This window comes from Streptomyces sp. NBC_00019, from assembly GCF_045041015.1.
In the GTDB taxonomy this organism is placed as follows: domain Bacteria; phylum Actinomycetota; class Actinomycetes; order Streptomycetales; family Streptomycetaceae; genus Streptomyces.
Genome location: NZ_CP108303.1, coordinates 203,130 through 228,520, shown reverse-complemented (window position 1 = coordinate 228,520; position 25,391 = coordinate 203,130). Strand labels below are relative to the sequence as shown.

20 protein-coding genes are annotated in these 25,391 nt (G+C 70.5%); 9 read left to right on the top strand and 11 right to left on the bottom strand.

From position 1 onward, the window contains the following. Window positions 1-496: 496 nt before the first annotated feature. A complete protein-coding gene (locus tag OHU89_RS53635) occupies window positions 497-1,123 on the top strand; it encodes a hypothetical protein (RefSeq protein ID WP_331737582.1) in 627 nt (208 codons plus the stop codon). 427 nt (window positions 1,124-1,550) lie between these two features. After that, a complete protein-coding gene (locus tag OHU89_RS53630) occupies window positions 1,551-2,237 on the top strand; it encodes a hemerythrin domain-containing protein (protein WP_331737580.1) in 687 nt (228 codons plus the stop codon). A gap of 42 nt (window positions 2,238-2,279) precedes the next feature. Here the strand turns inward: OHU89_RS53630 and OHU89_RS53625 are convergent, their stop codons facing one another. The 3 genes from OHU89_RS53625 to abc-f form a co-directional block, all read right to left on the bottom strand. After that, entirely contained in the window at window positions 2,280-2,843 is a 564-nt protein-coding gene (locus tag OHU89_RS53625; protein ID WP_331737579.1) for a CGNR zinc finger domain-containing protein, read from the bottom strand. A gap of 42 nt (window positions 2,844-2,885) precedes the next feature. After that, window positions 2,886-4,577 carry an ABC-F family ATP-binding cassette domain-containing protein gene (locus tag OHU89_RS53620; RefSeq protein ID WP_331737578.1) on the bottom strand — a complete coding sequence of 564 codons (1,692 nt, stop codon included), beginning with the start codon at window positions 4,575-4,577 and terminating at the stop codon, window positions 2,886-2,888. 79 nt (window positions 4,578-4,656) lie between these two features. Beyond that, a complete protein-coding gene (abc-f, locus tag OHU89_RS53615) occupies window positions 4,657-6,291 on the bottom strand; it encodes a ribosomal protection-like ABC-F family protein (RefSeq protein WP_331737577.1) in 1,635 nt (544 codons plus the stop codon). 370 nt (window positions 6,292-6,661) lie between these two features. Here abc-f and OHU89_RS53610 point away from each other — a divergent pair, with 370 nt between their 5' ends. The 4 genes from OHU89_RS53610 (at window position 6,662) to OHU89_RS53595 (ending at window position 10,535) form a co-directional block, all read left to right on the top strand. Further along, entirely contained in the window at window positions 6,662-7,384 is a 723-nt protein-coding gene (locus tag OHU89_RS53610; protein WP_331737576.1) for a molybdopterin-dependent oxidoreductase, read from the top strand. After that, window positions 7,332-8,024, top strand: coding sequence for a cytochrome b/b6 domain-containing protein (locus OHU89_RS53605; RefSeq protein WP_331737575.1), 693 nt, complete (start codon window positions 7,332-7,334; stop codon window positions 8,022-8,024). The genes OHU89_RS53610 and OHU89_RS53605 overlap by 53 nt, the downstream gene beginning before the upstream one ends. A gap of 259 nt (window positions 8,025-8,283) precedes the next feature. Next, a complete protein-coding gene (locus OHU89_RS53600) occupies window positions 8,284-9,897 on the top strand; it encodes a tannase/feruloyl esterase family alpha/beta hydrolase (protein WP_331737574.1) in 1,614 nt (537 codons plus the stop codon). A 44-nt stretch (window positions 9,898-9,941) separates the two neighbouring features. Continuing rightward, the gene (locus tag OHU89_RS53595) at window positions 9,942-10,535 is read left to right on the top strand and encodes a DUF308 domain-containing protein (RefSeq protein WP_331737573.1); all 594 of its coding nucleotides are present in this window, start codon (window positions 9,942-9,944) and stop codon (window positions 10,533-10,535) included. 92 nt (window positions 10,536-10,627) lie between these two features. Here the strand turns inward: OHU89_RS53595 and OHU89_RS53590 are convergent, their stop codons facing one another. Both OHU89_RS53590 and OHU89_RS53585 read right to left on the bottom strand, forming a co-directional pair. Further along, window positions 10,628-11,131 (bottom strand): flavin reductase family protein, encoded by a 504-nt coding sequence (locus OHU89_RS53590; RefSeq protein WP_331737572.1) that lies wholly within the window; start codon window positions 11,129-11,131, stop codon window positions 10,628-10,630. Between the two features lie 47 nt (window positions 11,132-11,178). Continuing rightward, window positions 11,179-12,381: an acyl-CoA dehydrogenase family protein gene (locus tag OHU89_RS53585; RefSeq protein WP_331737571.1), complete on the bottom strand. Its 1,203-nt coding sequence runs from the start codon at window positions 12,379-12,381 to the stop codon at window positions 11,179-11,181. Between the two features lie 210 nt (window positions 12,382-12,591). On the opposite strand from OHU89_RS53585, the gene OHU89_RS53580 reads away from it, so the two are divergent. Continuing rightward, window positions 12,592-13,161: a helix-turn-helix domain-containing protein gene (locus tag OHU89_RS53580; RefSeq protein ID WP_331737569.1), complete on the top strand. Its 570-nt coding sequence runs from the start codon at window positions 12,592-12,594 to the stop codon at window positions 13,159-13,161. A 101-nt stretch (window positions 13,162-13,262) separates the two neighbouring features. Here the strand turns inward: OHU89_RS53580 and OHU89_RS53575 are convergent, their stop codons facing one another. The 4 genes from OHU89_RS53575 to OHU89_RS53560 all read right to left on the bottom strand — a co-directional run bounded on the left by OHU89_RS53575 (window position 13,263) and on the right by OHU89_RS53560 (window position 17,544). Next, entirely contained in the window at window positions 13,263-14,117 is an 855-nt protein-coding gene (locus OHU89_RS53575; RefSeq protein ID WP_331737567.1) for a Bax inhibitor-1/YccA family protein, read from the bottom strand. A 181-nt stretch (window positions 14,118-14,298) separates the two neighbouring features. Next, window positions 14,299-14,766: an SsgA family sporulation/cell division regulator gene (locus OHU89_RS53570; protein ID WP_331737566.1), complete on the bottom strand. Its 468-nt coding sequence runs from the start codon at window positions 14,764-14,766 to the stop codon at window positions 14,299-14,301. Between the two features lie 225 nt (window positions 14,767-14,991). Then, window positions 14,992-16,689, bottom strand: coding sequence for a peptidase dimerization domain-containing protein (locus tag OHU89_RS53565; protein ID WP_331737565.1), 1,698 nt, complete (start codon window positions 16,687-16,689; stop codon window positions 14,992-14,994). A gap of 120 nt (window positions 16,690-16,809) precedes the next feature. Next, window positions 16,810-17,544 (bottom strand): pyrimidine reductase family protein, encoded by a 735-nt coding sequence (locus tag OHU89_RS53560; protein ID WP_331737564.1) that lies wholly within the window; start codon window positions 17,542-17,544, stop codon window positions 16,810-16,812. 202 nt (window positions 17,545-17,746) lie between these two features. Between OHU89_RS53560 and OHU89_RS53555 the strand changes: the two genes are divergently transcribed. Together OHU89_RS53555 and OHU89_RS53550 are read left to right on the top strand one after the other, a co-directional pair. Further along, window positions 17,747-19,264 carry a hypothetical protein gene (locus OHU89_RS53555; RefSeq protein ID WP_405655255.1) on the top strand — a complete coding sequence of 506 codons (1,518 nt, stop codon included), beginning with the start codon at window positions 17,747-17,749 and terminating at the stop codon, window positions 19,262-19,264. After that, window positions 19,261-23,916: an FtsK/SpoIIIE domain-containing protein gene (locus tag OHU89_RS53550; protein WP_331737561.1), complete on the top strand. Its 4,656-nt coding sequence runs from the start codon at window positions 19,261-19,263 to the stop codon at window positions 23,914-23,916. Before OHU89_RS53555 ends, OHU89_RS53550 begins: the two co-directional genes overlap by 4 nt. 95 nt (window positions 23,917-24,011) lie before the next feature. Here the strand turns inward: OHU89_RS53550 and OHU89_RS53545 are convergent, their stop codons facing one another. Further along, entirely contained in the window at window positions 24,012-24,320 is a 309-nt protein-coding gene (locus OHU89_RS53545; RefSeq protein WP_331737560.1) for a WXG100 family type VII secretion target, read from the bottom strand. A 70-nt stretch (window positions 24,321-24,390) separates the two neighbouring features. Beyond that, window positions 24,391-25,305 carry a hypothetical protein gene (locus OHU89_RS53540; RefSeq protein ID WP_405655252.1) on the bottom strand — a complete coding sequence of 305 codons (915 nt, stop codon included), beginning with the start codon at window positions 25,303-25,305 and terminating at the stop codon, window positions 24,391-24,393. Window positions 25,306-25,391 lie beyond the last annotated feature (86 nt).

Here is a 25,391-nt window from a genome sequence, read left to right as displayed (position 1 = left end):
TGTAGCCACGATTTGTGACACGTTTGCGCAGCCGCGGAGGGCTCGAGGTGTGTCATCGCGGCGGTGGTGTCCGGATGGAACCGTCTCTCCTGGGCGGTCGCAGCCAGGGCGACTCCCCAGGGTGTCGGGTGCCGCATCGAGCCTGGCAGCCGGCGACGGTCGGCGGATCCGTCAACTGATTCCTCCTGCCGTGCCCGCAAGCACGTCGCACGACCGACATGTGTGCCTCCGAGGGATGGGAAGTAACCGGCTTGACAGGTGACGACATTTTCATGAAGTTGCGTCACCTGTCAAGATGGTTACTATCGATGAACCTCGTGATGGCCCGTTCCGTTCGTTTTCATGGCAGGCTCCTGTCCGGCTGGGCGAGTGCTGTGAAAGCCTGTTCACTGGCGGGCCGGTCCGAGCGGTGCCGCCGGGCGGTGGCACATGTGTCCCGCACGACGGCCGTACCGCTGTCGGCTTCGAGTCGTCATGCTGGTGAGAGGAGCAGCTCTTGTACGCCCTGGTCCCTGACGATGCCGTGTTCTTCGCGAAGTTCCAGAGCCTGGAAGAACCGCTTCTGCGCCACCTCTACCGACTGCACAGCGCAGGCCTGGAGTCCGACGACGAGCGGGTCGTCTCGGATGCCTACGACAGCTGGGTGCAGGTGCTGCTGAAGCTGCCGCTGTGGTCCCGGTGGCACAGCGAAGAGGCGTCCGCCGACCCCGCTCCGGCCGAGCAGCGGTACATCCTGCACAGCGTGGGCGGCGACCAGTTGACGAGTCTGTACCCGATCGAGCTGACCGCGGTCGACCTCGGGCATCTGGCGGCCGGCCTCGACCTGTTCGTCGAGGCCGACAGGGTCTGGCGTCCGGTGCCGGAACAGGCGTGTGCCGAACCGCCGGATCGGGAGGAGATCCTCACCGATGTCTTCCGACGCGTCATGGACGTGCTGCTGCTGCCGCCCCCGCAAGGCCTTCTGGGCACCCTGCGGCATATCGTGCCCCAAGGGCCCGCCGTCTCCGTGACCCTGCCGGCCGAGCAGGAGGCGGAGTACCGGCGCTACTGCGAGGAGATCGTGACCATCCTCAGCTCGGGTGACACGTTCGCCCTCTGCAGCCACCGAGCCATGTATCTCTGAGACACCTCGAAGTGGCGACCGGACGCGCATGCCGAGGTGAACCTTTTCGGCCGTCGGCTGCGTTCTTCAGATGGAAGGCCCTGCCGCCGGACGCGCGGGCGGCGGAGCCGTGACGGGACATTCGGAGTCCACCCACGATCCCGTGGTCCGTTCCCGTCCCCGCACTGGCGGCCGAGTCCCGTTTGAGGCCGCCAGTGCGCACCTGCCGCGAGGACGGCTGTGGGTTCAGGCCCTCGTCCCAAGGGCCCGTTCCGACAGCACGCTGAGCACCGCGTTCAAATGTGTCATGAGGACTTCACCACGGATGCGCTAACACGTGTGCCTCGTGATACATTCCGTGATCCGCCGGCCCGCGGACGCCTTTCGGCGGTCCGCCCGGTCGTCGTCTTCGCCTCGCGGCACGGAAACAGGGATGAGGGGTCCACGGATGTCCGCCACGCAGGCGTCGGAAACGGAAGGCGCCCCTCTCTTCAAGGAATTCCTCGCCGTCCACGCCGTCATGACCCGGGGCGCGGAACTCGTCGTCAGGTCCTTCACCGAACTGGCGGGCGGTGCGGCCGTCGACACGAGGACCCTGGTGACGACCGTGCAGTGGTTTGTCGACTTCGTACGCCATCACCGCCTCAGCGAGGACGAGCTGCTCTGGCCGGTGCTGCGGGAGCGGTGTCCCGAGGCGGTCCGCAGCCTCGACCTGCTAGCCGAAGCGGACGACGCGCTGGCCGACGGGCTCGACGAGCTGGAGAGCGTCATCGCGCGGATCGCCGAGGAGCGCCGGGCCGGCGGATCGGTGAGCTGGGGGCACGCGATGAAGGAGGGGACGCTCGCCTCCCGCCGGATCCGGGACGGGCTGGCCGAGCGCTTCGCCGTCATGGAACCGCTGCTCAGGGGGATGCTCCGCAAGGCTCTGGACGAGGATGTCCCGAAGCTCCGCGAGGCGGTGGCCGACGGAGTCCGGCGCGGTGAGCCGCACCTGGTCCTCGGCCTCCTGGAGCACCCCGAGCCCGTTCCTGGCCGGGAACGGGTCCACGCCGCCTTCCCGCTGCCCGTGCGCTGGGCACGGGGCATGCTGCTGAGCAGGTTCCGCAAGACCCTCAAGGACCTCGCCGCCGACTGAGCCCCGCGTTCGCCGGGACCGTGCGCCGCCCGGGTGAGGGGGTCAGTGTGTGGTCGCGGCGGGCGCGGTCTTCTTCCGTGCGCGGTATGCGGCCGCCTTGATCTTGTTGCCGCAGGACTCCATGCCGCACCACTGGCGCCGCATGCCCCGGGAGCGGTCGATGTAGACCCGGGTGCACTCGGGGTTGCCGCACTCCTTGATCAAGGGGACGTCCGGGCCGCTGAGCAGTTCCACGGCCTGCCGGGCGACGGTCGCCAGCGCCTGCTCGGGCGTCGCTTCGGTGAGCCGCCCGATCAGGGTGAGCTGCGGCGTCACCGGGGTCTTGCGCGCGGCGGCGTTGACCGCGTCGAGCGCCTCCCGGTCGAAGTCCTCGCCGAGGCGGCGGTTGGTGACGAGCTGGTAGACGGCCTCGCGTACGGTCGTGGCCTCCCGGACGTCGTCCTCCGCGCCGGGAGTGATCGTGTCCACAAGGCCGGACTCCAGGTACCAGGCGTTCAGCCGTTCCGGTGTCACGAACATCTCGAACCGGGTCGAGCGCCGGGCTCGGAGGGTGGCCGCGAAGTCGAGGGCCGGGTGCCCGCATACGAAGACATGGTCAAGATTCACATCACCATCTTGACAGGTGACTTATGTCGAGCGCAAGGAGTGTCACCGCTCCAGACGGTTCTCCCTGGTCACAGCGTGCTCGAGAGCGTACGGCACCGCCTCCTGTCGGTCGCGTCCCGGTTCCAGGCGGAGTTCGCGGCCCTGCCACCGCCGGCGCAGCCAGCGGTCGTGGCTCGCCACGACGATCGCGCCGTGGCCCGGGCCCAGGGCGTCCTCCAGCTCGTCGCACAGACGCGGGGAGAGGTGGTTGGTGGGCTCGTCGAGCAGGAGCAGCTGAGGTGGGCGGGCGACCAGGAGGGCCAGCGCCAGGCGGCGGCGCTGACCCACCGACAGATGCCCGACCGGTTTGCCCAGGTCCGCCTCGTGCATCAGTCCGAGCGAGCCCAGCGGCACCTTCTCGGCCCGCTGCGGGCCCAGCGACAGCTCGTAGGTGTCCCGGACCGTGCGCTCGGGCCGCTCGAACACGGTGTCCTGGGTGAGCAGCCCGACCGTCAGCCTGCGCCGCCGGTGCACCTCGCCCTCGGCCGGGAGACGTCCGGCGAGCACGGCGAGCAGCGTCGACTTGCCCGCCCCGTTGCCGCCCGTGATGAGCAGCCGGTCCGTCGTCGACACCTCCAGGCCGTCCAGTGCGAGCCGGCCCGGCACCCGCACCTCGTGCAGGGAGACCAGGGGCCGCGGGTCCTCCTCGGTACGTGCGGCCAGTTCCCCGGCCGCGAACCGCAGCGGGCGTGGCGGTTCGGCGGCCTGGGTGCGCTCGAGCTCCTCCAGCCGCCGGGTGGCGTTGCGGACCCGGCGGGAGATCTGGTTCTGCACCCGGCCGGCCCGGTGGCCGTAGCCCATCTTCTCGTTGTCGGTGCGGCCCCGGTCCGGCGCGACCCGGTGCGCGGTCACCCCCGCCGCGTGCCGCAACTCCGCCAGTTCCTCCTGTTCCTCGGCGTACCGCCGCTCCCAGCGCTCCCGCTCGGCGCGCTTCTCCGACAGATAGGCGCTGTAGTTGCCGCCGTAGCGGACCGGGCCGTCCACCGCCGGGTCGAGGTCGATCAGGTCGGTGCAGACGGCGTCGAGGAACGCCCGGTCGTGGCTGGCGACGACCACGGTCCCGGGCAGGCCGCGAACCTGCTCCTCCAGGAAGGCGGCGGCGCCGTCGTCGAGGTGGTTGGTCGGCTCGTCCAGCAGCAGCGCCGACGGCCGGCGTACGAGCAGCGCGGCCAGGGCCAGCCGGCCGCGCTGTCCGCCGGAGAGCGAACCGAGCGTGCGGGCGTGCCCGAACGCGCCGAGACCCAGGCCTTCGAGGACCAGGGCCGCACGGCGGTCGGCGTCCCAGGACTCCCGGTCCTGGGCCTGCTCGAGGCGTCTTCCGTAGGCGTCGAGGAGCTCCTGGTGGCCGGGGTCCTCCTCCGGGACGCGGGCGAGTTCCTCGCCGAGCCGGTCCAGCTCGGCGAGGTCCTCACGGGCCTCGCGCAGCGCCTCGTCCAGCACGTCGGCGATGGTCGAGTCGGCGTCGTACGGCATCTCCTGGTGGAGGAAGCCGAGGTCGGCGGGGCGGGTGACGCTTCCCGCGTCGGGTTCGTCCACGCAGGCGAGCACCCGCAGCAGGGTGGATTTGCCGACGCCGTTCTCCCCGATCAGGCCGATGCGGTGGCCGGGGGAGGCGGTCAGGGAGATGCCGTCGAGGACGCGACGGCCGCCCAGGTTGCGGACGAGGTCGTGGGCGAGCAGAGCGGGCTGGGGCATGGGGAACCGTCCGACGTGATCGGTATTCGGCCCGCGGGGCATGCCGCCTCGGACGCGGGCCACTGCACACGCTGGTGGCTCACACCGCGGGCGCTCCCGTCTCCGTGAGCGTGCCGTCGGCCAGCCGCAGCCAGCGGTTCACGCCGATCTCGGTGAGGAACCGCTCGTCGTGGCTGACCACCATGAAGGCGCCCTGGTAGGAGTTGAGCGCGCTCTCCAGCTGGCCCGCGCTGACCAGGTCGAGGTTGTTGGTCGGCTCGTCGAGCAGCAGCAGATGCGGGGCCGGTTCGGCGCACAGCACGCAGGCCAGGGTGGCGCGCAGCCGCTCGCCGCCGGAGAGCACCCTGACGGGCAGGTGCGCCCGCGCGCCCCGGAACAGGAAGCGGGCGAGCAGGTTCATCCGCTCCGCCTCGGGCCGCTCGGGGGCGAACGTGGCGAAGTTCTCCGCCACGGTGCGGTCCAGGTCCAGCAGGTCCAGACGCTGCGAGAGATACGCGATCCGGCCGTCGTTGCGCTTGATCTCCCCGCCCTCGGGGGCGAGTTCGCCGGTGATCAGACGCATCAGGGTGGTCTTTCCTGCGCCGTTGGGGCCGGTCAGCGCGATGCGCTCGGGGCCCCGGACGGACAGGTCGACGCCGCCGGGGGCGAACACGTCCTTCTCCCCGAGGCAGACCTGCATCCCCTCGCCGAGGAAGAGGTTGCGGCCGGCGGGCACCTGGGTGTCGGGCAGTTCGAGGGTGAGGCGCTGCTCGTCGCGCAGGGCGCGTCCGGCCTCGTCGAGCCGGGTCTTGGCCTCGCTGACCCGGGAGGCGTGCATCGTGCCGGACTTGCCCGCGGCCTCCTGCGCGCCCCGCTTCATATTGCCGGCGAAGATCTTGGGCAGACCCGCGTTCTTGAGGTTCTTGGAGGCGTTGCTCATCCGGCGCTCGGCGCGTTCGCGGGCCTGCTGCATCTCCCGCTTCTCCCGCTTGAGCTCCTGCTCGGCGTTGCGGACGTTCTTCTCGGCGACCTCCTGCTCGGCGCGCACGGCCTCCTCGTACTCGGTGAAGTTGCCGCCGTACAAGCGCAGTTCGTCGCTGCCGAGTTCGGCGATGCGTTCCATGCGGTCGAGCAGCGCACGGTCGTGGCTGACCAGCAGCAGGCAGCCGGTGAAGTCCGACAGTACGTCGTAGAGCTTGTGCCGGGCCTCGAGGTCGAGGTTGTTGGTGGGCTCGTCGAGCAGCAGTACGTCGGGGCGCCTGAGCAGCTGGGCGGCGAGTCCGAGCGAGACGACCTGGCCGCCGCTAAGCGTGCTCAGGCTGCGGTCCAGGGTGAGGTCGGCGAGGCCCAGGCGGTCGAGCTGGGCGCGGGTGCGCTCCTCGATGTCCCAGTCGTCGCCGATGGTGGTGAAGTGCTCCTCGCTGACGTCCCCGGACTCCACGGCGTCCAGGGCGCGGATCACCGCGGCGACACCGAGCACCTCGGCGACCGTGAGGTTGCCGGTCAGGGGCAAGCTCTGCGGGAGGTAGCCGAGAGTGCCGCCGACGGACACCGAGCCGGTGGCGGGCTTGAGTTCACCGGCGATCAGTTTGAGCAGGGTGCTCTTGCCGGAGCCGTTGGGTGCGACCAGGCCGGTGCGGCCGGGGGTCACGGTGAAGGACAGGTCGTGGAAGACCGGGGTGTCGTCGTGCCAGGCGAAGGAGAGGTTCGAGCAGACGATCGCGGCGTCGGACATGGAGGCGACCTCAAAGGGACTGAGGGCAGAGCTTGGACTTCTGCCCTGGGCAGACGTGGGCAAAGGGGAACGACGATACGGACCACCTCGGCAGCGCTCCTGTGCGCCGGCCGGTGGCCGTCAGATCCGGGTCTCACCCGGAGATGTCGTCTTCACCCACCACGTCTGTGACTCCTCGATACACGGTCAACGTCACTCACAGCGTAGCAGTCGTGTTCCTTTCTGCCGCGGCGGTGGCGCGGCAGGCCCCGTCTCATACGTGTTGACAGCTCCGATATCTCCATGCAAGCATCGTCACCAGTTAAACCGGTGACGATGTTGTGGCCCACAGGTCCGGCAGAGGTCACACGTGTTGGAAGGAGCGCACACCATGGCGGAAGAGCCGAAGCCGAGGACCGGGGGCGCACCGGTGGGGCGGCGGGCGATGCTGGGCATGCTCGGCGCGGGCGCGGCGGGGCTCGCCACCGCGCCCTATCTCCAGCGCGGCTGGGAGGGGTTCCTCGCCAAGGCCTCGCAGGTCGACGCCACAGGCCTGACCGGTCTGCTGCCCAATCCGGGCGGCTTCCGCTACTACAGCGTCGTCGGCTCGGTGCCGCACAAGGACGAGACGAACTACGCACTCACGGTCGGCGGGCTGGTGGAGAAGCCGAAGACCTACACGCTCGACGCGTTGCGTGCGATGCCGCAGACCCGGGTCGTCCACGACGTCGTGTGCACCGACGGATGGCGCGTGGAGAAGACACCGTTCGAGGGGGTGAAGCTGGCCGACATCCTCGACGACGCAGGGGTGCGTTCCGCGGGCGCGGCGATCCGGTTCACGTGCTTCGACGGCGCCTACAGCGAGAGCCTCACCCTGGAACAGGCGCGCCGCTCGGACGTCCTGGTGGCGCTGAACATGCAGGACAAGCCCATCACCCACGCACACGGCGGACCGGTCCGCCTCTACGTGGCCCCCATGTACTTCTACAAGTCGGCCAAGTGGCTGTCCGGCATCTCGGTCACCGACGAGGTCGTTCCCGGCTACTGGGAGGAGCGCGGTTATGCGGTCGACGGCTGGCTCGACGGAGCCGACCGGCACAGCGACGCGGCCTGAACACGACGGCCGGGTCCGCCGGTTCAGCACCGCCGAGCGCATGGTCCACCGGGCCACGGGCTACTTGATGCTGCTGTGCCTGGTCACCGCCGCCTGTCTCTACCTCGGGCCGGTGGCCCAGCTCGTGGGACGGCGGCATCTGATGGTCACGGTCCACGAGTGGTCCGGTATCTCGCTGCCCCTGCCCCTTCTGCTGGGGCTGCTGTCTCCGGCCTTCCGCGCGGACCTGCGCAGGCTGAACCGTTTCGCGGTGTACGACCGGCAGTGGCTGCGCGCCGTCCGCAGGCGCCGGAGGTCACCCGAGGCCCGCCCGGCCGGCAAGTTCAACGCGGGCCAGAAGCTCTACGCGGGCTGGATCGCCGGGGCCGTGCTGGTGATGATGTTCACCGGCCTGCTGATGTGGTTCATGGGGCTGCTGCCCTTCATCTCCCGCACCAGCGCGATCTTCGTCCACGACATCCTGGCCTGGGCGATCACGTTTGTCGTGCTCGGGCATATGCGCAAGGCGTTCGAGGACCCCGAGGCGCGGCTGGGGATGCGCACCGGATACGTCAGCCGGTCGTGGGCGCAGCGGTATCACTCGCGGTGGCTGAAGGAGGAGCAGGTCAGTGACGTGTCCGAGCGACGGACCGTCGAATGACCTAACACGTCCGGCACGGCGCTCGGCCGGTCCTTCTGGGGATGGACCGTCAACTGACTGTGGTCGGGATGTGTGGTGTGCGGCCAGAGTGTGTCCCGGATGAAGGTGACGGCCCCACTCGTTCACCGGAGTTCGACCCAACTCTTTCGTCACCGGCTTAACCGGTGATAAAGTTCGGATCAGTCTTCGGCCCGCCTCATGTGGCGTGCATATGTGTCGCTGTGGCCAGGTACACACCTCCTTCTTCGATGGGAAACCAATGAGACGACTTCTGACTGTCCTCGCGGCCGGTGTGCCGCTGGCCGCGGCGGTGTACCTGCCGACCGCCTCGGCGGAGCCCCAGGACGGTTCCACCGCCACGACGTTCGCCTGCACGGCGCCCTCCGTGAAGGCCCCGACCGGGACCAGGGTGGAGTCCGTGACCGCGGTCAGCCAGGAGGGCGGCACCATCACCGGTACCGGCGTCCTGGGCGGTTCGGTCTCCGGCGTCCCGGCCTACTGCGAGGTGACGGTTACCCTCACCCACCCGGGTGCCGGCGACCACGCCACGGTGCGGACCTGGCTGCCCGCCAGCGGCTGGAACGGCCGTTTTCAGGGGATCGGCGGCGCCGCCTACCTGGCCGGCGACAACGGCGTCGGCCTGGGCACCGCGGTCAAGAACGGCTACGCAGCCGTCAGCACCGACGCCGGTGTCGGCGACGCCCTGGACACCAGCTGGGCGCTGAACAGCCAGGGCCAGGTCAACACCGCGCTGCTGAAGAACTTCGCCTCCCGCTCCCAGCACGAGGCGGCCGTCGTCGGCAAGCAGGTCGTCGACGAGGTCTACGGCAAGGGCCCCGCGTACTCCTACTTCACCGGCTGCTCCACCGGCGGACGCCAGGGCTACATGGAGGCCCAGCGCTACCCCGACGACTACGACGGCATCCTCGCGGATGCTCCCGCCGTCAACTGGGACGAGTTCGAGGTCGCCACCCTGTGGCCGCAGGTGGTCATGAACAACGAGAAGACCTTCCCGTCGAAGTGTGAGTTCGACGCCTTCACCAACGCCGCCGTCACGGCCTGTGACCCGCTCGACGGCGTCAAGGACGGCCTGGTCAACGACCCGTCCCGCTGCGACTTCGATCCCCGTCGGCTGATCGGCACCAAGGTCGTGTGCGAGGGCAAGGAGCTGACCATCACGGCGGCCGACGCGACCGTCGTGCGCAAGATCTGGGACGGTCCGCGCACCACTTCCGGCACGAAGCTGTGGCCCGGCGTCCCGGTCGGCGCCGACATCTCGGCCCTGGCCGGCGTCACCGAGGCCGACGGCAACGTCACGGGCGCGCCGTTCAAGGTGCCCGCCGACTGGGTCAAGCTCTGGGTGGCGAAGGATCCCTCCTTCGATATCTCGACGATCACCTACAGCCGGTTCACACAGCTGTTCAAGCAGTCCCAGGCCGAGTACGACACGGTCATCGGCACCGACGACCCGGACCTGTCCGGCTTCCGCGCGTCCGGCGGCAAGCTGCTGACCTGGCATGGCCAGGCCGACCAGTACATCCCCACCCAGGGCACCGTTAAGTACCGCCAGCAGGTCGAGCGGGAGATGGGCGGGACCAAGCGGGTCGACGACTTCTACCGTCTCTTCCTCGCTCCGGGTACCAACCACTGCGGCCTCAACGGCTTTGACGGATCGGCCGACGGCCTCGCCGCGCTGACCGCCTGGGTCGAGGACGGCAAGGCTCCCACGACGCTGCCCGCCACGCTGATCAACGACTCCCAGCAGAGCGTCACCCGCGACCTGTGCAGCTACCCGCAGGTGTCCCGCTACGACGGCCACGGCGACCCGGCCGTTGCCTCCAGCTTCACGTGCGTCTCGCCCTCCCGGTACTGACCGGGTCGGCGACTACCCCCTGACCTGAGAAAGGCCGAACCCACATGAGCACGCAGACATCGACGCCGGCGGATCCGGCGGCCACCACGGACGAACGCTCCTCCCTGCTGAGGCTGTACCTGGGCCGCGGTGTCCTGGCCGTGGCGTGGGCCCTGGCGTTCGCCGGAGCCCATGAGGACGTCGACGCCGTGGCGATCACGCTGCTGGTCGTCTACCCGCTGATCGACGCGGTGTCCTCGCTGATCGACTACCGGGCGACCCCGAACGGCTTCGAGCGCCGGGTCATCGCGTTCAACGGGGTCCTCAGCACGCTGGCCGGCATCGCGATCGGTATCGCCGGCGCCGGCGGCGTGGCAGCGGTGCTCCATGTGTTCGGCGCCTGGGCCGTCGTCTCCGGGGTCGCCCAGGTGATCGTCGGACTGCGGCGGCGCGGTCCCGAGCTGGGCAAGCAGTGGCCGACCCTGATCTCGGGCGGACTGTCCTTCCTCGTCGGAATCACCTACAACATCCAGGCCGCGGGCGACAACCCCTCCCTGGACGTGCTGTCGGTGTACGCCACGGGCGGCGGGGTCTGGTTCATCCTGCAGGCGCTGCTGCTGGGCTGGAAGTCCCGCCAGCTGCGCGCCCGGACCGTGTGACCCGCTCGCACATCGCACATCGCACATCGCACGTCGACCCGCGGCCTCGAAGGCCGCGGGTCGACGTGCGTGCGGACTCGTGGTTCCGCGGGTCAGACGGGATGGGTGAGAGCGCGATAGCGTCCGCGATGGAAGATCAGGGGTTCTCGTGACGAATCCGCCCGGAGGGCGGTGACCCGGCCGATGACGATGGTGTGGTCACCGCCGGCGTATTCATGGACCAGGTCGCAGGAGATCCATGCGCAGGCGCCCTCCAGCAGCGGAGCGCCGCCGTGTCCCGGGGACCACTGGACTCCCCTGAACCTGTCGGTGCCGGACTGGGCGAAGGCGGAGCCGAGGTCCTGCTGTTCCTCGGCCAGCACGTTGACGCAGAACGCGACAGAAGCGCGCATGAGCGGCCAGCTGCGGGAGGTCCGCGCCGGCGCGAAGGAGATCAGCGGCGGGTCCAGCGACAGGGACACGAAGGACTGGCAGGTGAACCCGAGTGGCCCCTCGGGTCCGGCCGCCGTCACGACGGCGACGCCGGACGCGAAGTGTCCGAGCACGTCACGGTGGGGGGCGTCGCGCACGGGGACGGGAGTGGGGAGATCGGCCATGGTGTGTGCCTCGATCCAGGCTTCTGCGGTACGGGTCGGGCGGCTCGTCAGACCATGGGGGTGACGGGTCGCTCGTCGCCCACCAGAGCGCGGCCGTACATCTCCCGGGCGAGGCCGGGGTTGAGGGTGGGGTGCCGGGCCGCCGTCTCCAGGTCGCGCCAGTAGCGCTGGACGGACGCGGTCCGCGCGAAGCTGCCCGCTCCGTTCACCGTGAGCAGCAGCTGTACCGCCTGTCGCAGACACGTGGAGGCGTGTCCCACGTCCATGCGCACCCTGGCCCGGTCCAGGAGAGGGGGAGCGGCCGACGACGCCGCCGCCGCGTCGACCGCCGCGGCGGAGCGCGCGAGGTGGAGGGAGGCGGAGTCGATCAGTGTGGCAGCGTCGGCGAGTGCCGCCTGGACACTGGGGGAGTCGGCCAGGCGGCGATGGAGGGACATGGCCATCGGCTTGCCGTTCTCGACAGCGTCGAGGGTCGTACGGAAGACGGCACGGGCCGCCCCGAGCAGCGGCGCCAGGGACGTCAGCGTCAGGGAGCCCGGAGGGACCCGGTACAGCGGTTCACCGGCCCGCGCGTCGAGTGCCACCACGTCGGAGAAGGTCCGGGTCCTGTGGTACGGGACGAAGACGCCGTCGGCCACGAGGGTGTCGCTGCCCGTGCCGCGCATGCCCGCCATGTCCCAGGTCGCCTCGATGGTCAGATCACTCGTCCGCAGGAGTGCGACCCCCGGCTCGGTCCCTCCCGCGGCCGGCCGGGGCAACGGCACACCGAGCACGCCCCACTCGGCCTGGTGGCAGCCGGAGGCCCACGCCCAGCGGCCCGAGACCAGAAGCCCGCCTTCGACCGGCTCGGCGGTAACCCCCACGCTGCTGAACACACCGCACATGGGGACGTCCGGACCGTCGCCCCAGAGTTCGAAGCGGGCCTTGTCCCCGAAGGACGCGGCGATCTGCTGGGCCACGTAGGAGACCATGACGACCCAGGCGCTGGACGGGCAGGCCAGGCCGATCTCGGCCAGGACGTCGACGCTGGTGGTGAGCGAGAGTTCGTGCCCGCCGAGGTGTCCGGGCGTGCCGAGACGGAACAGGCCGGCGTCCTGCAAGGCCCGCGCGGCTTCCGGGGCGAGCCGGCTGTTCCTCTCGGCGTCGTCGGCGTACCGGCGCAGCGCGGGCGAGGCGGCACGCGCCGCCTCGACGAGTGTGCGGGCCGCGTCGGCGGGCAGGGCGTGCTTCTCATGGTCCAACCGGTTCATCATTACTCCTGCACAGCCATCCGGACTCATGGGTCCACTTGTCGTTTCCGGGTACACGGATGCGGGAGTGCGAAAGGTTCACGGAGAGCCCGCGACGGACCGGCCCTCCGACCGCCCTGGCGCCGAGGGCCGCATCATCCGGCGACTTCCTCGCGTGCAGGGGGCGGCGGGCGAGCGCATGAGGGCGGGCACAATGAACAGGTGAAGCCCGTGGAGACGAGTCCGAGCCCTGCCGCGTCCGGCACCACCGTGCGCCGGGCGGACGCCCGTCGCAACCACGAGCGGGTCTTCGCGGCGGCGCTCGAGGTCTTCCAGGAGGCCGGCCTGCAGGGCACCGTGCCGCAGATAGCCGAACGGGCCGCGGTGGGCAAGGCCACCGTCTACCGCAGCTATCCCACCAAGGATGACCTTGTGGGGGCTGCCGTGAACCACCGGTTGGCCGAGCTCCAGCGGTTCACCGCTCCCGCACTGGACCAGGCGGACCCCTACCAGGCCTTCAGCGACTACGTGCTCCGTCTCTTCGAAGGCCTCGCCGGCGACCGGCTGTTGTCGGAGGTGCTCGCGGACGCGGGGTTCGGGAGCATCTCCGGCCTGCTCACCCAGCTGTCGGACCTGATGGAGGCGGCCAAGGCCACAGGCATGGTCCGCGCCGACGCCATGACGCTTGATCTGCGTGTGGTGCTGTGCGGTATGGCGGTCCAGCTCATCAGAATCGCCGAGCGGGACCCCGTGTTGTGGCGTCGGTACGGCGAGCTGGCGCTTCAGGCGTTGCGCCCCTGAGTGCCCTGCCCGTCAGGCCGAGGTGGGACTCGGCCGGACCGCCTTGCCGGACATGTGTGAGGGGCATGCGCATCGCGCATGCCCCTCGGACGCCGGAGAACTCAGTTGTCACTGTTGAAGATGGTCAGCACTTGCAGCACCTCCAGGTAGATCCACACCAGTGTCATGGTGAGACCGAAGGCGGCCAGCCACGCCTCCTCGCGCGGGGCACCGTAGGCGACGGCGTCCTCGACCTGCTTGAAGTCCATGGCGAGGAAGGCCGCGCCGAGCAGGATGCCGACGACGCCGAAGAGGATGCCGAGGCCGCCGCTGTGGAAGCCGAGGCCGTTGCCGGCGCCGAAGGCCGAGAACAGGAGGTCGGCGACGAGCAGCAGGACGAAGCCGGTCGCGGCGGCGGCGACGAACCCGGTGAACCTCTGGGTCACACGGATCCAGCGCATCCGGTAGGCGATGAGCACACCCGCGGACACCGCGAACGTGCCGAGCACCGCCTGTACGACCACACCCGGCGCGATGTAGGTCGAGATCGTGCTGGAGAGCACGCCGAGGAAGACCCCCTCGAACGCCGCGTACCCGAGGATCAGTGCCGGGGACGGCGTCCGCCTGAAGGCCTGGACCAGCGACAGGACGAAGGCGACGAGAGCGGCGCCCACGGCGATGCCGTAGGACCGGCCGAGGTTCGCGGCGTCGACGGGGAGCAGGAGCCAGGACAGTACGGCCGTCAGGACCACGGTGGCGAGGGTCGTCCCGGTGCGGACGATGACGTCGTCCATCGTCACCGCGGCCCCGTCGCTCCGCGATGACGTGTCGGCACCGGGGGCGTAGGGGTTGGTCGCGAAGTCGTCCGTAGGATGGCCGCCGACCGCGGCACCTACCGGCCGCTGCGCGTAGGCGTCTGCCGCGCCTGCGTCACGGGCGGCGCCCCAGCGGGAAAAGATCGGGTTGCTGGACCTCACGTCATTCCTCCTCGTCCGCCGCACACTCGCGGCCTGCGGCAAAGCGTTGTCATCGGGTGCCAGGGGCGGCATACGTGTGCCGCCGGCCACGCACCGGGCCAACGACGGCAACCCTGTGCGTCACCACTCTGACAGGTGACGCTACGAGACGCAAGCCATCCGTGCGCGCACCCGGTGACGGTCATTCGGGCGGTGTCGCTGGGCCCTCGAGCAGCTCCATGAGGAAGCCGTCCCAGTTCAGACCGTCCATCTCCGCCTCGGCCGGGGTGACCCGGTACGTCGTGTCGAGCCACAGCGCCAGCGGCGCGGCGGGCACCTCGAACAGGACCTCCACCTCCTGCGATTCGAGAAGCAGCCAGGACGAGGGCCGCTCCCTCGGCAGCGCCGGCCACATCCGTATGTCGCCGCAGCCGCTCATCGATGTCAGGCCGTGATGCAGGAGCTCGCGGCCGATGCGCCAGATGAGGCTCGGTCCCCGCTCCGACAGGAACTCGACCGTGATCACCGCGGGCATGTCCGGGTCGAAACGGAACTCCGCGCGGATCGGCAGCGGGGTGAACTCGTCGAGCATCTGATCGAGGTCCAGGAAGAGCGAGGGCACGAGCTCGGGCGCCGTACGCGCCTGCAGGGGTGACTGATCGCGGTGCATGACAGGAGTTCCCCTCCGTCGGACGAAGTCTGCGCCTCCTACTCTTCGCCGGGAACAGAACCCGCACATCGGTCACTTGACGGTCAAACCACGTCGCCCGTGAAGGGTGCGGCGGCTCCCCGGGGCCCAAGAAACGGCTCCGGGGAGCGTCGAACGCGCCGCGCGGGAGATGACGTAAGTCAATTGGCTGCGGCGGCCCAAAGCCGACGAGCGTAAACACGTTTGTCAGGTCACGGGTGGGAGGCCCGGGCCCGTGGTGCCCAGCTGCTCGGTGGACACGATGGGTGGCACCGGCCAGGTCACGCCCTTCGGCGGCCAGCTCTGCCCGGTGGCCTTCAGGAAGTCGGCCGGTGGCTCGTACAGCGGCGGCTGATTTCCGTCCGGGATCATCGAGGCCCACGCAAGGCCCTCGGTACGGTCCTTGAACTCCTGCTTCATCGAGTCCAGCAGGTCCGGCTGCTCGATCAGGTCGATCGCGCCCGCCGCCAGATAGCGGGCGGCGGACAGCAGCGCCTGGTGGCCGATGTTGGTGGCCGCGGTCGCGGTGACACCCCAGTTGTGGTTCGGAAGCCCGGGCGGGTAGGCCGCGGACAGCAGCACGGCGGTGGGTGCCTGCCAGCTGATGTCGGCGGTGTCGGTGGCCAGACCACCGGTGTAGGCCGCCGCCGGGGGAGCGAGCGGGGTCAGGTCGGTCGGCATGCCCACCTCGGGCTTGCCCAGCGACTTCTGGACCGCCTTCGCCAGGGTGTGGTCGGCGTCGGTGAACTTCGGGGCGCCGATCTGCCGCATGTTGTCGTTGAGCAGCTCCGCGCCGGCCTTGTTGGCCAGCAGGTTCCACGTCCCGGAGTGGAACTTGTGCACCAGGCGGGTCTGGCTGGCCTGGGCTGCGGCCTTGCCGCACTCCACGATCTTGTCGTAGAGCACCTTGGCGCGGGCCGGGCTGCCCTCGCGGACGAAGAACCAGATGGAGCACATGTCCGGGGTCACGTTCGGGGCGCCGCCGCCGTTGATGATCGCGTAGTGGAAGCGACCGGACGGGGCGACGTTCTTCTCCCGCAGGTACTCCGACATGGTCGCCATCAGCAGGGCGCCGTCCAGGCCGCTCTTGTTGCCGAGCGGGGTGCCGCCGTGGCCGGACGCGCCGAGGAAGGTGAAGGTGGCCGATATCAGCGCGCTGGTGGTGTTCCAGAACGGCACCGTGATGTTGAACGGGTGCCAGTCCAGGAAGGCGTCCAGGCCGTCGTAGACGCCCTCCTTGACCGCGTACGCCTTGCCGACAAGCTGTTCCTCGCCCGCGCTGCCGAACAGCTTGACCCGGGCCTTGAGCCCATGGGTACGGATGGCCCGCGCGACCGCGATCGCAGCGGCGGTGCCGCCCGCGCCCAAGGTGTTGTGGGCGTCGCCATGGCCCGCGCCGTACGTGGGGCCGTAGGCGTCGTAGTTGTAGACCAGCGGGTCGTGGGTGCCCACGCCCTTCTTCTGGGACAGGCCCGGCAGAGCGTCGTATTCGGCGTTGAAGCCGAGGACGGGGCCCTCGGTGCCGTAGGTGGCGACGAACGCGGTCGGGAAGCCGGCCGGGCCCCACTCGACGGTGAAGCCGTTGTCCTTCAGCAGCCTGGCGTGGGCGAGGGAGGACTTCCACTCGCGCAGCGACAGCTCTGCGTGCTGCCACACCTCGTCGCTGAGCTCGGTGATCGCGCCCTCGTTGGCCCCGATCCAGTCGAGCGCGGTCTGCTTGGCCGCGGTGCTCTTCGCCAGCCCCTCGGGGGCCCGGTAGGTGGCGGGGGAGACCCCGGTCCGCTCGTCGTACCCGAGGGTCGCGGCGAGTACCGGGTCGGCCTGGAGGATGGCCGCGGTGGTCGCGGTGGCGCCCAGTCCGAACATCTTCAGGATGCGTCGGCGGCCGGGGTGTAATTCGTTCACGTCAGTCTCGTTCCTCGGAGCGTGGGAGAGGGGCCGGATGGCCGATGGGGTGGCGGGCACTGCTCATGGCGACACAGTCGTGACTCACACGTATCTACCGCGCCGGAGCAACATCATGCATCACCCCGCGTTGCCCGACTCGGCATCACAAAGACGGCGATATCTCACGAACAGGGACCCCTCGGCCTGCAGGACCGCCTCCAGGGCCATGGGGCGTGGTGTCGCGGGCAAGGGGTGTGTGGCGATCCGTCCGCCGAGTCCGCCGACGAGGACCGGCGCCACGGTCAGGCACAGGGCGTCGACCAGATCCTCGCTGATCAGCCCGCCGAACAGCGTCGGTCCGCCTTCGCAGTCGACTCTGCGCAGCCCGCGCTCCGCGAGCGCGCCAAGCGCGGCGCGCAGGTCCACCGCGCTGTCCCCGGCTCTCACCAGGTCCACGCCGGCCGCGATCAGGTTCCGCTGCGCCGCGCGCGGGGCGTCGTGGCATGTGATCACTATGGGCGGCTCGGGGCAGTCCGCGATCTGCGGTGAGTCGGGAGGGAGCGAGCACCGGTTGGTGACCAGGGCTAGGGACGGCCGGAGGCGCAGGCCGTGTGCGGCGCGCCGTGCGGGATCGACGCGGATCTTCTCGTACGCCCCCGCGACGGCAGTGGTGACACCCACCATGACGACGTCCGCGAGGTCCCTGGCCAGCCCCAGGACACTGCGATCGGCAGGCCCGGACAGGGAGTCGGACGCTCCGTCGACCGTTGCCGCGCCGTCCGCGCTGGCGACGAAGTTCACCTGCACCCAGGGTCGGTCCAGGGCGGCGGGATAGTCGTACAGCTCCGCCAACTTCCGTTCACTCACGGGCATCACAGGTGCGGGAAACAGACTGTGCACGGTCGGTCGCTCATCTCTGTGGGAGGTGATCCTGCTCTGCACAGTCGTCGTCGACATGTGTGCTGTCCGGTCAGGGTCCGCGCGTGTGAGTGACATGTTTCCGTCTTACACTCACCTTGGTCAACACATACCTGGCACTTGTGCCGTACGGTCCGTGACATACCGAGGGGTTCTCGTGCACATCCATCAGGCGGGCCCGGTGGAAGGCTGGATATCCGTGGCGCAAGCCGACAGCACCCTCGCTCTCTCCTGGAACTCGGGTGTGAGCGCACTGATCCTGGCGCTTGCCGAACTCCTGCTCCTGCTGTGGCTGTTGCTGCGCTGGCTGGTGCGCAGGCAAGGAGGCCGGCGCCGGGCCTGGCGCCGGCTGACCCGCCAGGTGCGCCTGACGCGCCAGGCCTTCTCCGAGCCCGTGCGGGAGTTTCTGCGTTTCCGCGCGGCCGTACGGCAACTGACCCGGCTGCTGACCTCTGCGTCCACCGCTGCCGCCGCCCAGCACGCCCTGGACGGCGCCGACACCGCCGTACACCGCACCGCCTCCCAGGCCTTCGGCTTCGCGGTCACGGTCCGGCCCGCCACCCGGCGCGATGACGGCGAGGTCGCCGTACGCCTCGCGGGCCGGGACGTGCCGCCGCCCGGGGAACCGTGGGAGACCGACGACGACCCGCTCATCTGGCACGCCTCCGCCGCCGACGCCGAGAACCTTGCCGTGCCGGACGAGGACGGGGCGGCACAGCCGCCCGGCACGCCCAGGGTGCTGGTTCCGCTGGGTCTGAGCAACGACGGCGTCGTCTTCCTCGACCTGCTGCGCGGCCCGCGCGTCCTGAGCACCTACGGTGACCGCAAGGCCATCCGCGCGTTCGTCCAGGCGGCGGCGGCCTATCTCGACCTGCCCGGCCAACCGGCCGAGGTGCTGGTGGCCCGCGGGGTGCACCCGCGCTTCGACGGCCCCGGCCTGGACACACTGCTGGACTCCCTGGCGGCCGACCAGGCGCCCGAGCGCACCCGGCCGGTGGTCGTGGTGTGCGCGGCCCCCGACGACGAGCAGGCGGCACGGCTGTCGGAACTGGCCGGCGCCGGACTGCTGTGCGCGCTGGTCGTCGGCCCGATGCCCGTCCACCGCTGGGAGATCCGGGTCAACTCGCGCGGCCGGACCGAGACACCCGGCCTGGGGATCGAGACCGACGCCGCACCGCTCGGCCCCGCGGTCGCCCGCACCGCCCGCAGGAGCGGCACGCGCAGACAGCGGCCACAGCCGAAGGGCGGACCGGCGCGGCCGCCGGGGCCGCGGCCTCCCGCCGGGGGTACCGAACCGCGCCCGCCCGTGCCGGAGGCCTCCGGCACGGGCGGGTCCCGGCCAGGCGTCGGTGGCCCGGAGCCTCGTCATCCCATGGCGCAGACGCCTGCGCCCGGACCTTCGCCACGACTGTCCTCGGCACCCGTACCCGGCGCGGCCGCCGTCCCAGGGGCGGGACCGGCCACGGGCGGCCCTGTCCTGTCCGGCCGGTCCGCGGCCCCGGGCGCGCGGCCCACCGTCCCCCGCGGTGCACCGCCCGCCCCAGCCCCGGAACCCCTGGCCCCGGCCGTCCGTGACCTGTTCGCCGAACCGGAGATCACCGGCGTCTCGGCAGCCGGAACTCCTGACGCCGAGTCCTTCGAGAACCCCCGAGCCGAAAGGCGGAACGAGTCGTGAAGCTCCTCGTCACCACGGTCGACGGCGAGCGGCGGGAGCAACGTGACGTACTCGTCAACGCGGCCGCCGCGACGCCGGTGCGCAGACTGGCCCCGCAGCTGCTGGCCGCGCACCGGGGCACCGCGCCCGAGAAGCCGGACGGTGCCTCCGAGAAGCCGGACGGCGCCCACGAGACCGAGGACGTACCGCTCTACCTCGGCGGACGGCTGCTCGACCCCGACACCGTCCTGGCCTCCTCCGGCATCCGGGACGGCAGCACCCTCGGCCTGGGCGGGCCCGCGACCGAGACGGAGAAGGAATCGGTCTACGGACCCGCCCGCGACAAGATGCCCACGCCCAAGGCACCCGGTTCCGCCCCCGTGGTCGAGATCCAGGTGATCGGCGGCCCCAAGGCCGGACAGGTGCACCTGCTCGGCGTCGGCAGCCACCTGATCGGCCCGCGGGCAGGCAGCTCCGTACGGCTGGCCGGCAGGGGAGTGCCCGAGGAGGGACTGCGCCTGACGGTGCGTCCGGACGGCACGGTCCTCACCGTGCTCCCCGAGGACGACGGACAAACCCGGCTCTCCCTTCCCGAGGCGCCGCCACCGCGCCCGCGCGTGGACGAGGCGGCGCTGCCGCCCGAGCCCGACCCGCAGCCCGACGAAGAAGAGGACCCCGACGGACTGCCCCGCGGCTGGACGCCGTGGGAACTGGACGGTGAACTCGTCGTGGGCGAGCACCTGTTGCGTGCCGTGCGGCCCACCCGGGCCGACGCCGCGGTGGTGGCGTCGCCGAAGGCCAGCCTGGACTTCAACCGGCCGCCGCGGCTGCTGCCACCGCTCCAGCCGGAGACCTTCCGGCTGCCCGGCCCGCCCGCACCCCCCAAGCGCCGGCCCCTGCCCTTCCTGGTGATCATCGCGCCGATGTTCATGGGCGTGGCCATGGTCTGGCTTTTCAACTCCTACCTCTACCTGATGTTCATGTTGCTCAGCCCGGTCCTGGGCATCGGCAACTGGATCAGCGGACGGCGCGGCGGCCGCAAGGAGTATCTGGAGGGCGTCGCCAACTACCGGCTGCGCCGCGCCTCCCTGGAAGCGGATGTCCGGGCCAAGGTCGAGCACGAGCGGCGCGTGCGGATCGCCTCCGCCCCGGATCCGGCGGTCGTCGGGCTGATGGCCGTCGGTCCCGGCGCCCGGCTGTGGGAACGCCGCCCGTCCGACCCCGACAACCTCGTCCTGCGCATCGGCACCACCCGGCAGCAGTCGCTGCTCCAGATCGAGGACGGCGCCCGCGAGGACAACCACCGCAACGTCTGCTGGCAGATCCCCGACATGCCCATCGGCGTGGACCTCGCCGGCAGTCAGGTCGTCGGTGTCGCCGGCCCCGAGGAACCCGCCCGCGCGCTCGCCCGCTGGGCGGTCGCCCAGGCCGCCGTGCTGCACAGCCCCCGAGACCTGAAGATCTGCGTCCTCACCGACAGCAGGACCGCCGACGCGTGGGAGTGGGCCCGCTGGCTGCCGCACGCCCGGTCCGGGCTGTCCGCCTCCCAGGACAACGCCCCCGTCATCCTGCTCGGCAACGACCCCGAGACCGTCGCCAACCGGGTCACCGAGCTGATCAACGTCATCCGCAACCGCAACCAGGCGCAGCAGGCCACCCTGCGCGGCGCGCTGCTCAGCGAGCCCGACGTCCTGGTCGTCCTGGACGGGGCGCGCGAACTGCGCGACGTCCCCGGCATGGTCCAGGTCCTCAAGGAGGGCCCGTTGTGCGGCATCCACCTGCTGTGCCTGGACCGCGAGGAGCGGATGCTCCCCGAGGAGGCCAGCGCGGTCGTGTCCATCGCCAAGGACACGCTGACGCTGCGCCGCACCGGGCTGCCGGACATCACCGGCATCCGCCCGGACTACGTCACCTCCGAGTGGGCCGACCGCCTGGCCCGCGGCATCGCCCCGGTGCACGACGTCACCCCGGACGCCGGCGGCGGACTGCCCGACAGCGTCTCCCTGCTGGACCTCCTGAACCTGGAGCCCCCCACCGCCGAGGAGGTGGTCCAGCGCTGGAACCGCCGTCCGGCCTCCACCTCCGCGCTGGTCGGCCAGGGCTTCGACCGCCCCGTCGCCTTCGACCTGGTCAAGGACGGCCCGCACGCGCTGATCGCGGGCACCACCGGCTCCGGCAAGTCCGAGCTGCTCCAGACCTTCGTCGCCTCGCTGGCCGCGGTCAACCGCCCCGACGAAATCACCTTCGTGCTGGTCGACTACAAGGGCGGCAGCGCCTTCAAGGACTGCGTACGGCTGCCGCACACCCTCGGCATGGTCACCGACCTCGACAGCCACCTCGTCCAGCGGGCACTGGCCTCGCTGACCGCGGAACTGATGCGCCGCGAGCACATGCTCGCCGCGGCCGGCGCGAAGGACCACCCCGAGTACCGGGCACTGCGCCGCCGCGACCCGGATCTGCCGCCGATGCCGCGTCTGCTGCTGGTCATCGACGAGTTCGCCACCCTGGCCCGGGAGATCCCCGACTTCATCCCCGGCCTGGTCGGCATCGCCCAGCGCGGCCGCTCGCTCGGCCTGCACATGGTGCTGGCCACCCAGCGGCCCGCCGGCGTGGTCACCAGCGACATCCGCGCCAACACCAACCTGCGGATCTCGCTGCGCGTCACCGACGCCACCGAGAGCACCGACGTACTGGACGTGCCGGACGCGGCGAGCATCTCCGCGGCCACCCCGGGGCGCGCCCTGGTACGGCTCGGGCACCGTTCGGCGATGAGCTTCCAGACCGCCTACGTCGGTGCCCCGCGCCCGCAGGGCGAGGTGGACCCGGCCGGTTCGACGGAGGGGGAGGAGCCTGAGGAGCATCGGGCCCAACTCCCCGACGACGACACCGGAGTGTGGATGACCCCGCTGTCCTGGCAGGGCCTCGGCCGCCATGTGAAGGCACCCGAGGAAGCCGAGGACGAGTTCGCCTTCCTGGCGGACGAGGAGGGGCCGACCGACCTGATGGCGCTGGTCGACGCGCTCGTGGAGGCGGCGCGGATGTCCGGCCACCAGCCGCAGCCCAGTCCCTGGCTGCCCCCGCTGGCCGACAGCCTGACCCTGTCCGACCTGCCGGAGCCGGCGGCCCCCACCGGCGACGGACGGCTCGTCCCGGCCGCCTGGGCCCGCGAGGACCTGCCGCAACTCCAGGCGCAGCCGCCGGTGTTCCTCGACCCGAACACCGTCTCGCACCTGTTCGTCCTGGGGATGCCGCGCTCGGGCCGGTCGCAGGCGCTGCGCACCATGGCCAGCGCGCTGGCCCGCGCCAACTCCTGTGCGGACCTGCACTTCTACGCCATCGACGCGGGCGGCGGCGCGCTGTCGGCGCTCTCCGCGCTGCCGCACACCGGCGCCGTGGTGCCGCGGGCCGACCTGGAACGCATGGGCCGGCTCCTCAACCGGCTCACCGCCGAACTCGTACGCCGCCAGGAGCTGATGACCGCGCACTCGGCCGGCAACATCACCGAGCTGCGAGCGGCGCTGCCCCCGAACCGGCGTCCGGCGCACCTCGTGCTGTTCATCGACGGCTGGGACACGCTGAGCGCGCTGGTCGGCGAGATCGAGGAAGGCCGCATGATCAGCCAGGTCGGGGCGCTGCTGCGGGAGGGCGCGGCGGTCGGCGTGCACGTCGTCGCCACCTCCGAACGGGCCCTGATGGCCGGGCGGATCGCGTCGCTGAACGACAACAGGCTGCTGCTGCGCATGAACGACACCAACGACTACACCATGTGCGGCATCCCCCGCGAACAGATTCCCTCCGTGATCCCGGCCGGCCGCGGCTTCCGCACCGACACCGGCAGCGAGCTGCAGGTCGCCGTGTTGCCGGGCGGGCTCAGCGGCCCGGAACAGGCCGAGGCACTGCGGAAGATCGGCACCGAGGCGGCCGCCCGGGACCTGGGCGTGCCGGCCTCGTCGCGGCCCTTCCGCATCGAATCACTGCCGATGACGATCGGCTTCAAGGAGGCGTACGAGCGCGTCGGGACGACACCGCGCGGCCCGCTGACCGCGATGCAGGGAATCGGCGGCGACGACGTGGCCCCCGTATGGGTCGACTTCGCCGGTGTCGCCTCGACCTACACGATCGTGGGCCCGCCCGGATCCGGCCGCAGCACCGCGCTGCTGTCGCTTGCGGCGTCCCTGCTGCGCTCCGGGACCGGCGTGGTGGCCATCACCCCCCGTGAGTCGCCGCTGCGCGGGCTGGAAGGCCACCCCAAGGCGGTCGTGCTGACCTCGCCCAGCCCGAGCGAGCAGGACCTGGTGGCAGCACTGGAGAAGGCCGGCGCAGCCGCTGTCGTCATGGTGGACGACGCCGACCTGCTGTCCATGTCACCGGTGGACACCATGCTGCGGGACATCGCCTCCACCGGCCGCGACCGATCCCTGGGCCTGGCCATCGCCGGTCCCGCCGAGGCGTTGGTGTCGCCGCTCAGCACCTGGATCGGCCAGGTGCGGCGCTCGCGCCAGGGCCTGCTGCTGTCGCCGCAGACCATGGGCGAGGGAGACATCCTGGGCCTGCGGCTGCCGCACAACGTGATCCGGGTGAACCGGGTCCCGGGACGGGCCTTCACCGTCGGCGACGACGGGTCCCTGATGACCGTTCTGGTGCCGGAGACCGGGGCTGCCGACGCGCGCTGAGGCCCTGCGGGGAGAGAGTGCGGAAGAGAACGCGCAACAGGCAGGGGCGCCGCTCGACGCGGCGCCCCTGCCTGTTGCCCGGCGGGCGGGCGGCGTTACTTGTTGCCCCCGATCTGCGCGGCCATCGTCCGGTCCATGTCGTCGATCTGGGTCTTGATCGCCGTGAACTGCTTGGCGAAGTCCTCGATCTTGGTGACGATCGACGTGAGCTGGCCGGTGAACTGCGTGTAGGCGTTCTGCATCGCCGGGCTGGTCTGCTGCAGCCACAGACCGTCGTTGAGAAGGTTGTCCACTGCCGCCTTCAAGTCCATCAGCTGAGGGTTGATGGTCGTCACGGCGTGCTGCAGCCGCGTGGAGACGGTGTCGATCTGGCCGTACTGGAGCTGCACGTTGTTGCTGGGCATGTGGAGTCCTTCAACCTTGTCGCCGATGGGTTCGGCTGTGGGTGTGCCGTGGGCGTGTGCTGTGGGTGTGTCAGGCCTGGCTGCCGACGCCGGTGCTCGAGTGCTGGCTGCCACCGGGGTCGTTCTTGTCGTCCTTGCCGTCACCGTCGGTGTCGGTGGCGTCCGGGTCGTTGTTCGTCCACTTCGGGTCGGTTTTGAGGCCGGAACCGGTGTAGCTCGACGAGTCGACGGTCTTGCCGTCCTTGTCGATGTTGGTCACGTTTCTGGTGCCGTTGCCGTTGTCGTCGCCGTGTACCTCGATGACCGTCTTCGACCCGTCGAGGTGGGTGACCGTCGTCGTGTAGCTGTTGTCGTCCCAGTGATCGGTGTGCTCGTGGTACTTCAGGCCACCGTTCATGTCGTCGATCGTGGTGTCGGACGACTTCATGTGGCCGTCGGAGTCGAAGGTCGTCTGCGTCGAGTTGTGGACCTTGTTGGTGCCGTCGCCGTCGTGGTAGTACTCGAAGCCGCTGGGTTCGATACCCGGATCCTTCGGCGCGTTCGGGTCGTTGGGGTCGGCCAGCCTCTGCTGCTTCAGGTATTCGTTGCCGTGCTCGTCCCAGGCGTGGACGAGGATGGTCTCCCCCGACAGCTTCTTCCAGTTGTCGTAGGCCTTCTTGTTCATGTCCCAGTGGTTGTGATACCAGTACGCGGCCAGGGTGTTGGCCTGGGTGGCGAAGCTCGCGTCCAGCTCGAACCACTTCTCGGACGCGTACTTGTAGGTGCCGCTCAGGCTCTCCAGCAGCTCCCTGGCGTTCTCCCAGGGGCCCGTCCACTTCAAGAGGAAAAAGTTGGCGGAGCCGTACGCCCCGCCGAGTTCGGCCCTGCTGAAGAAGGATTCGCGGCCCATCAGCCGGGAGTCCGCGAGCTGGTCCTGGAGTCTCTTCGTGTCAGCGGCCAGCTGCCTCAGCAACTCGTAGTCGATCGCTACGTCGTAGTCCGGCATGTACTCTCCCTCCGGTCCTCTGACCGACACCTGACCGTCGAATGAAACGTGTGTGGGCGGCATAGGTGTCCCGCTCTCCGCGAAGG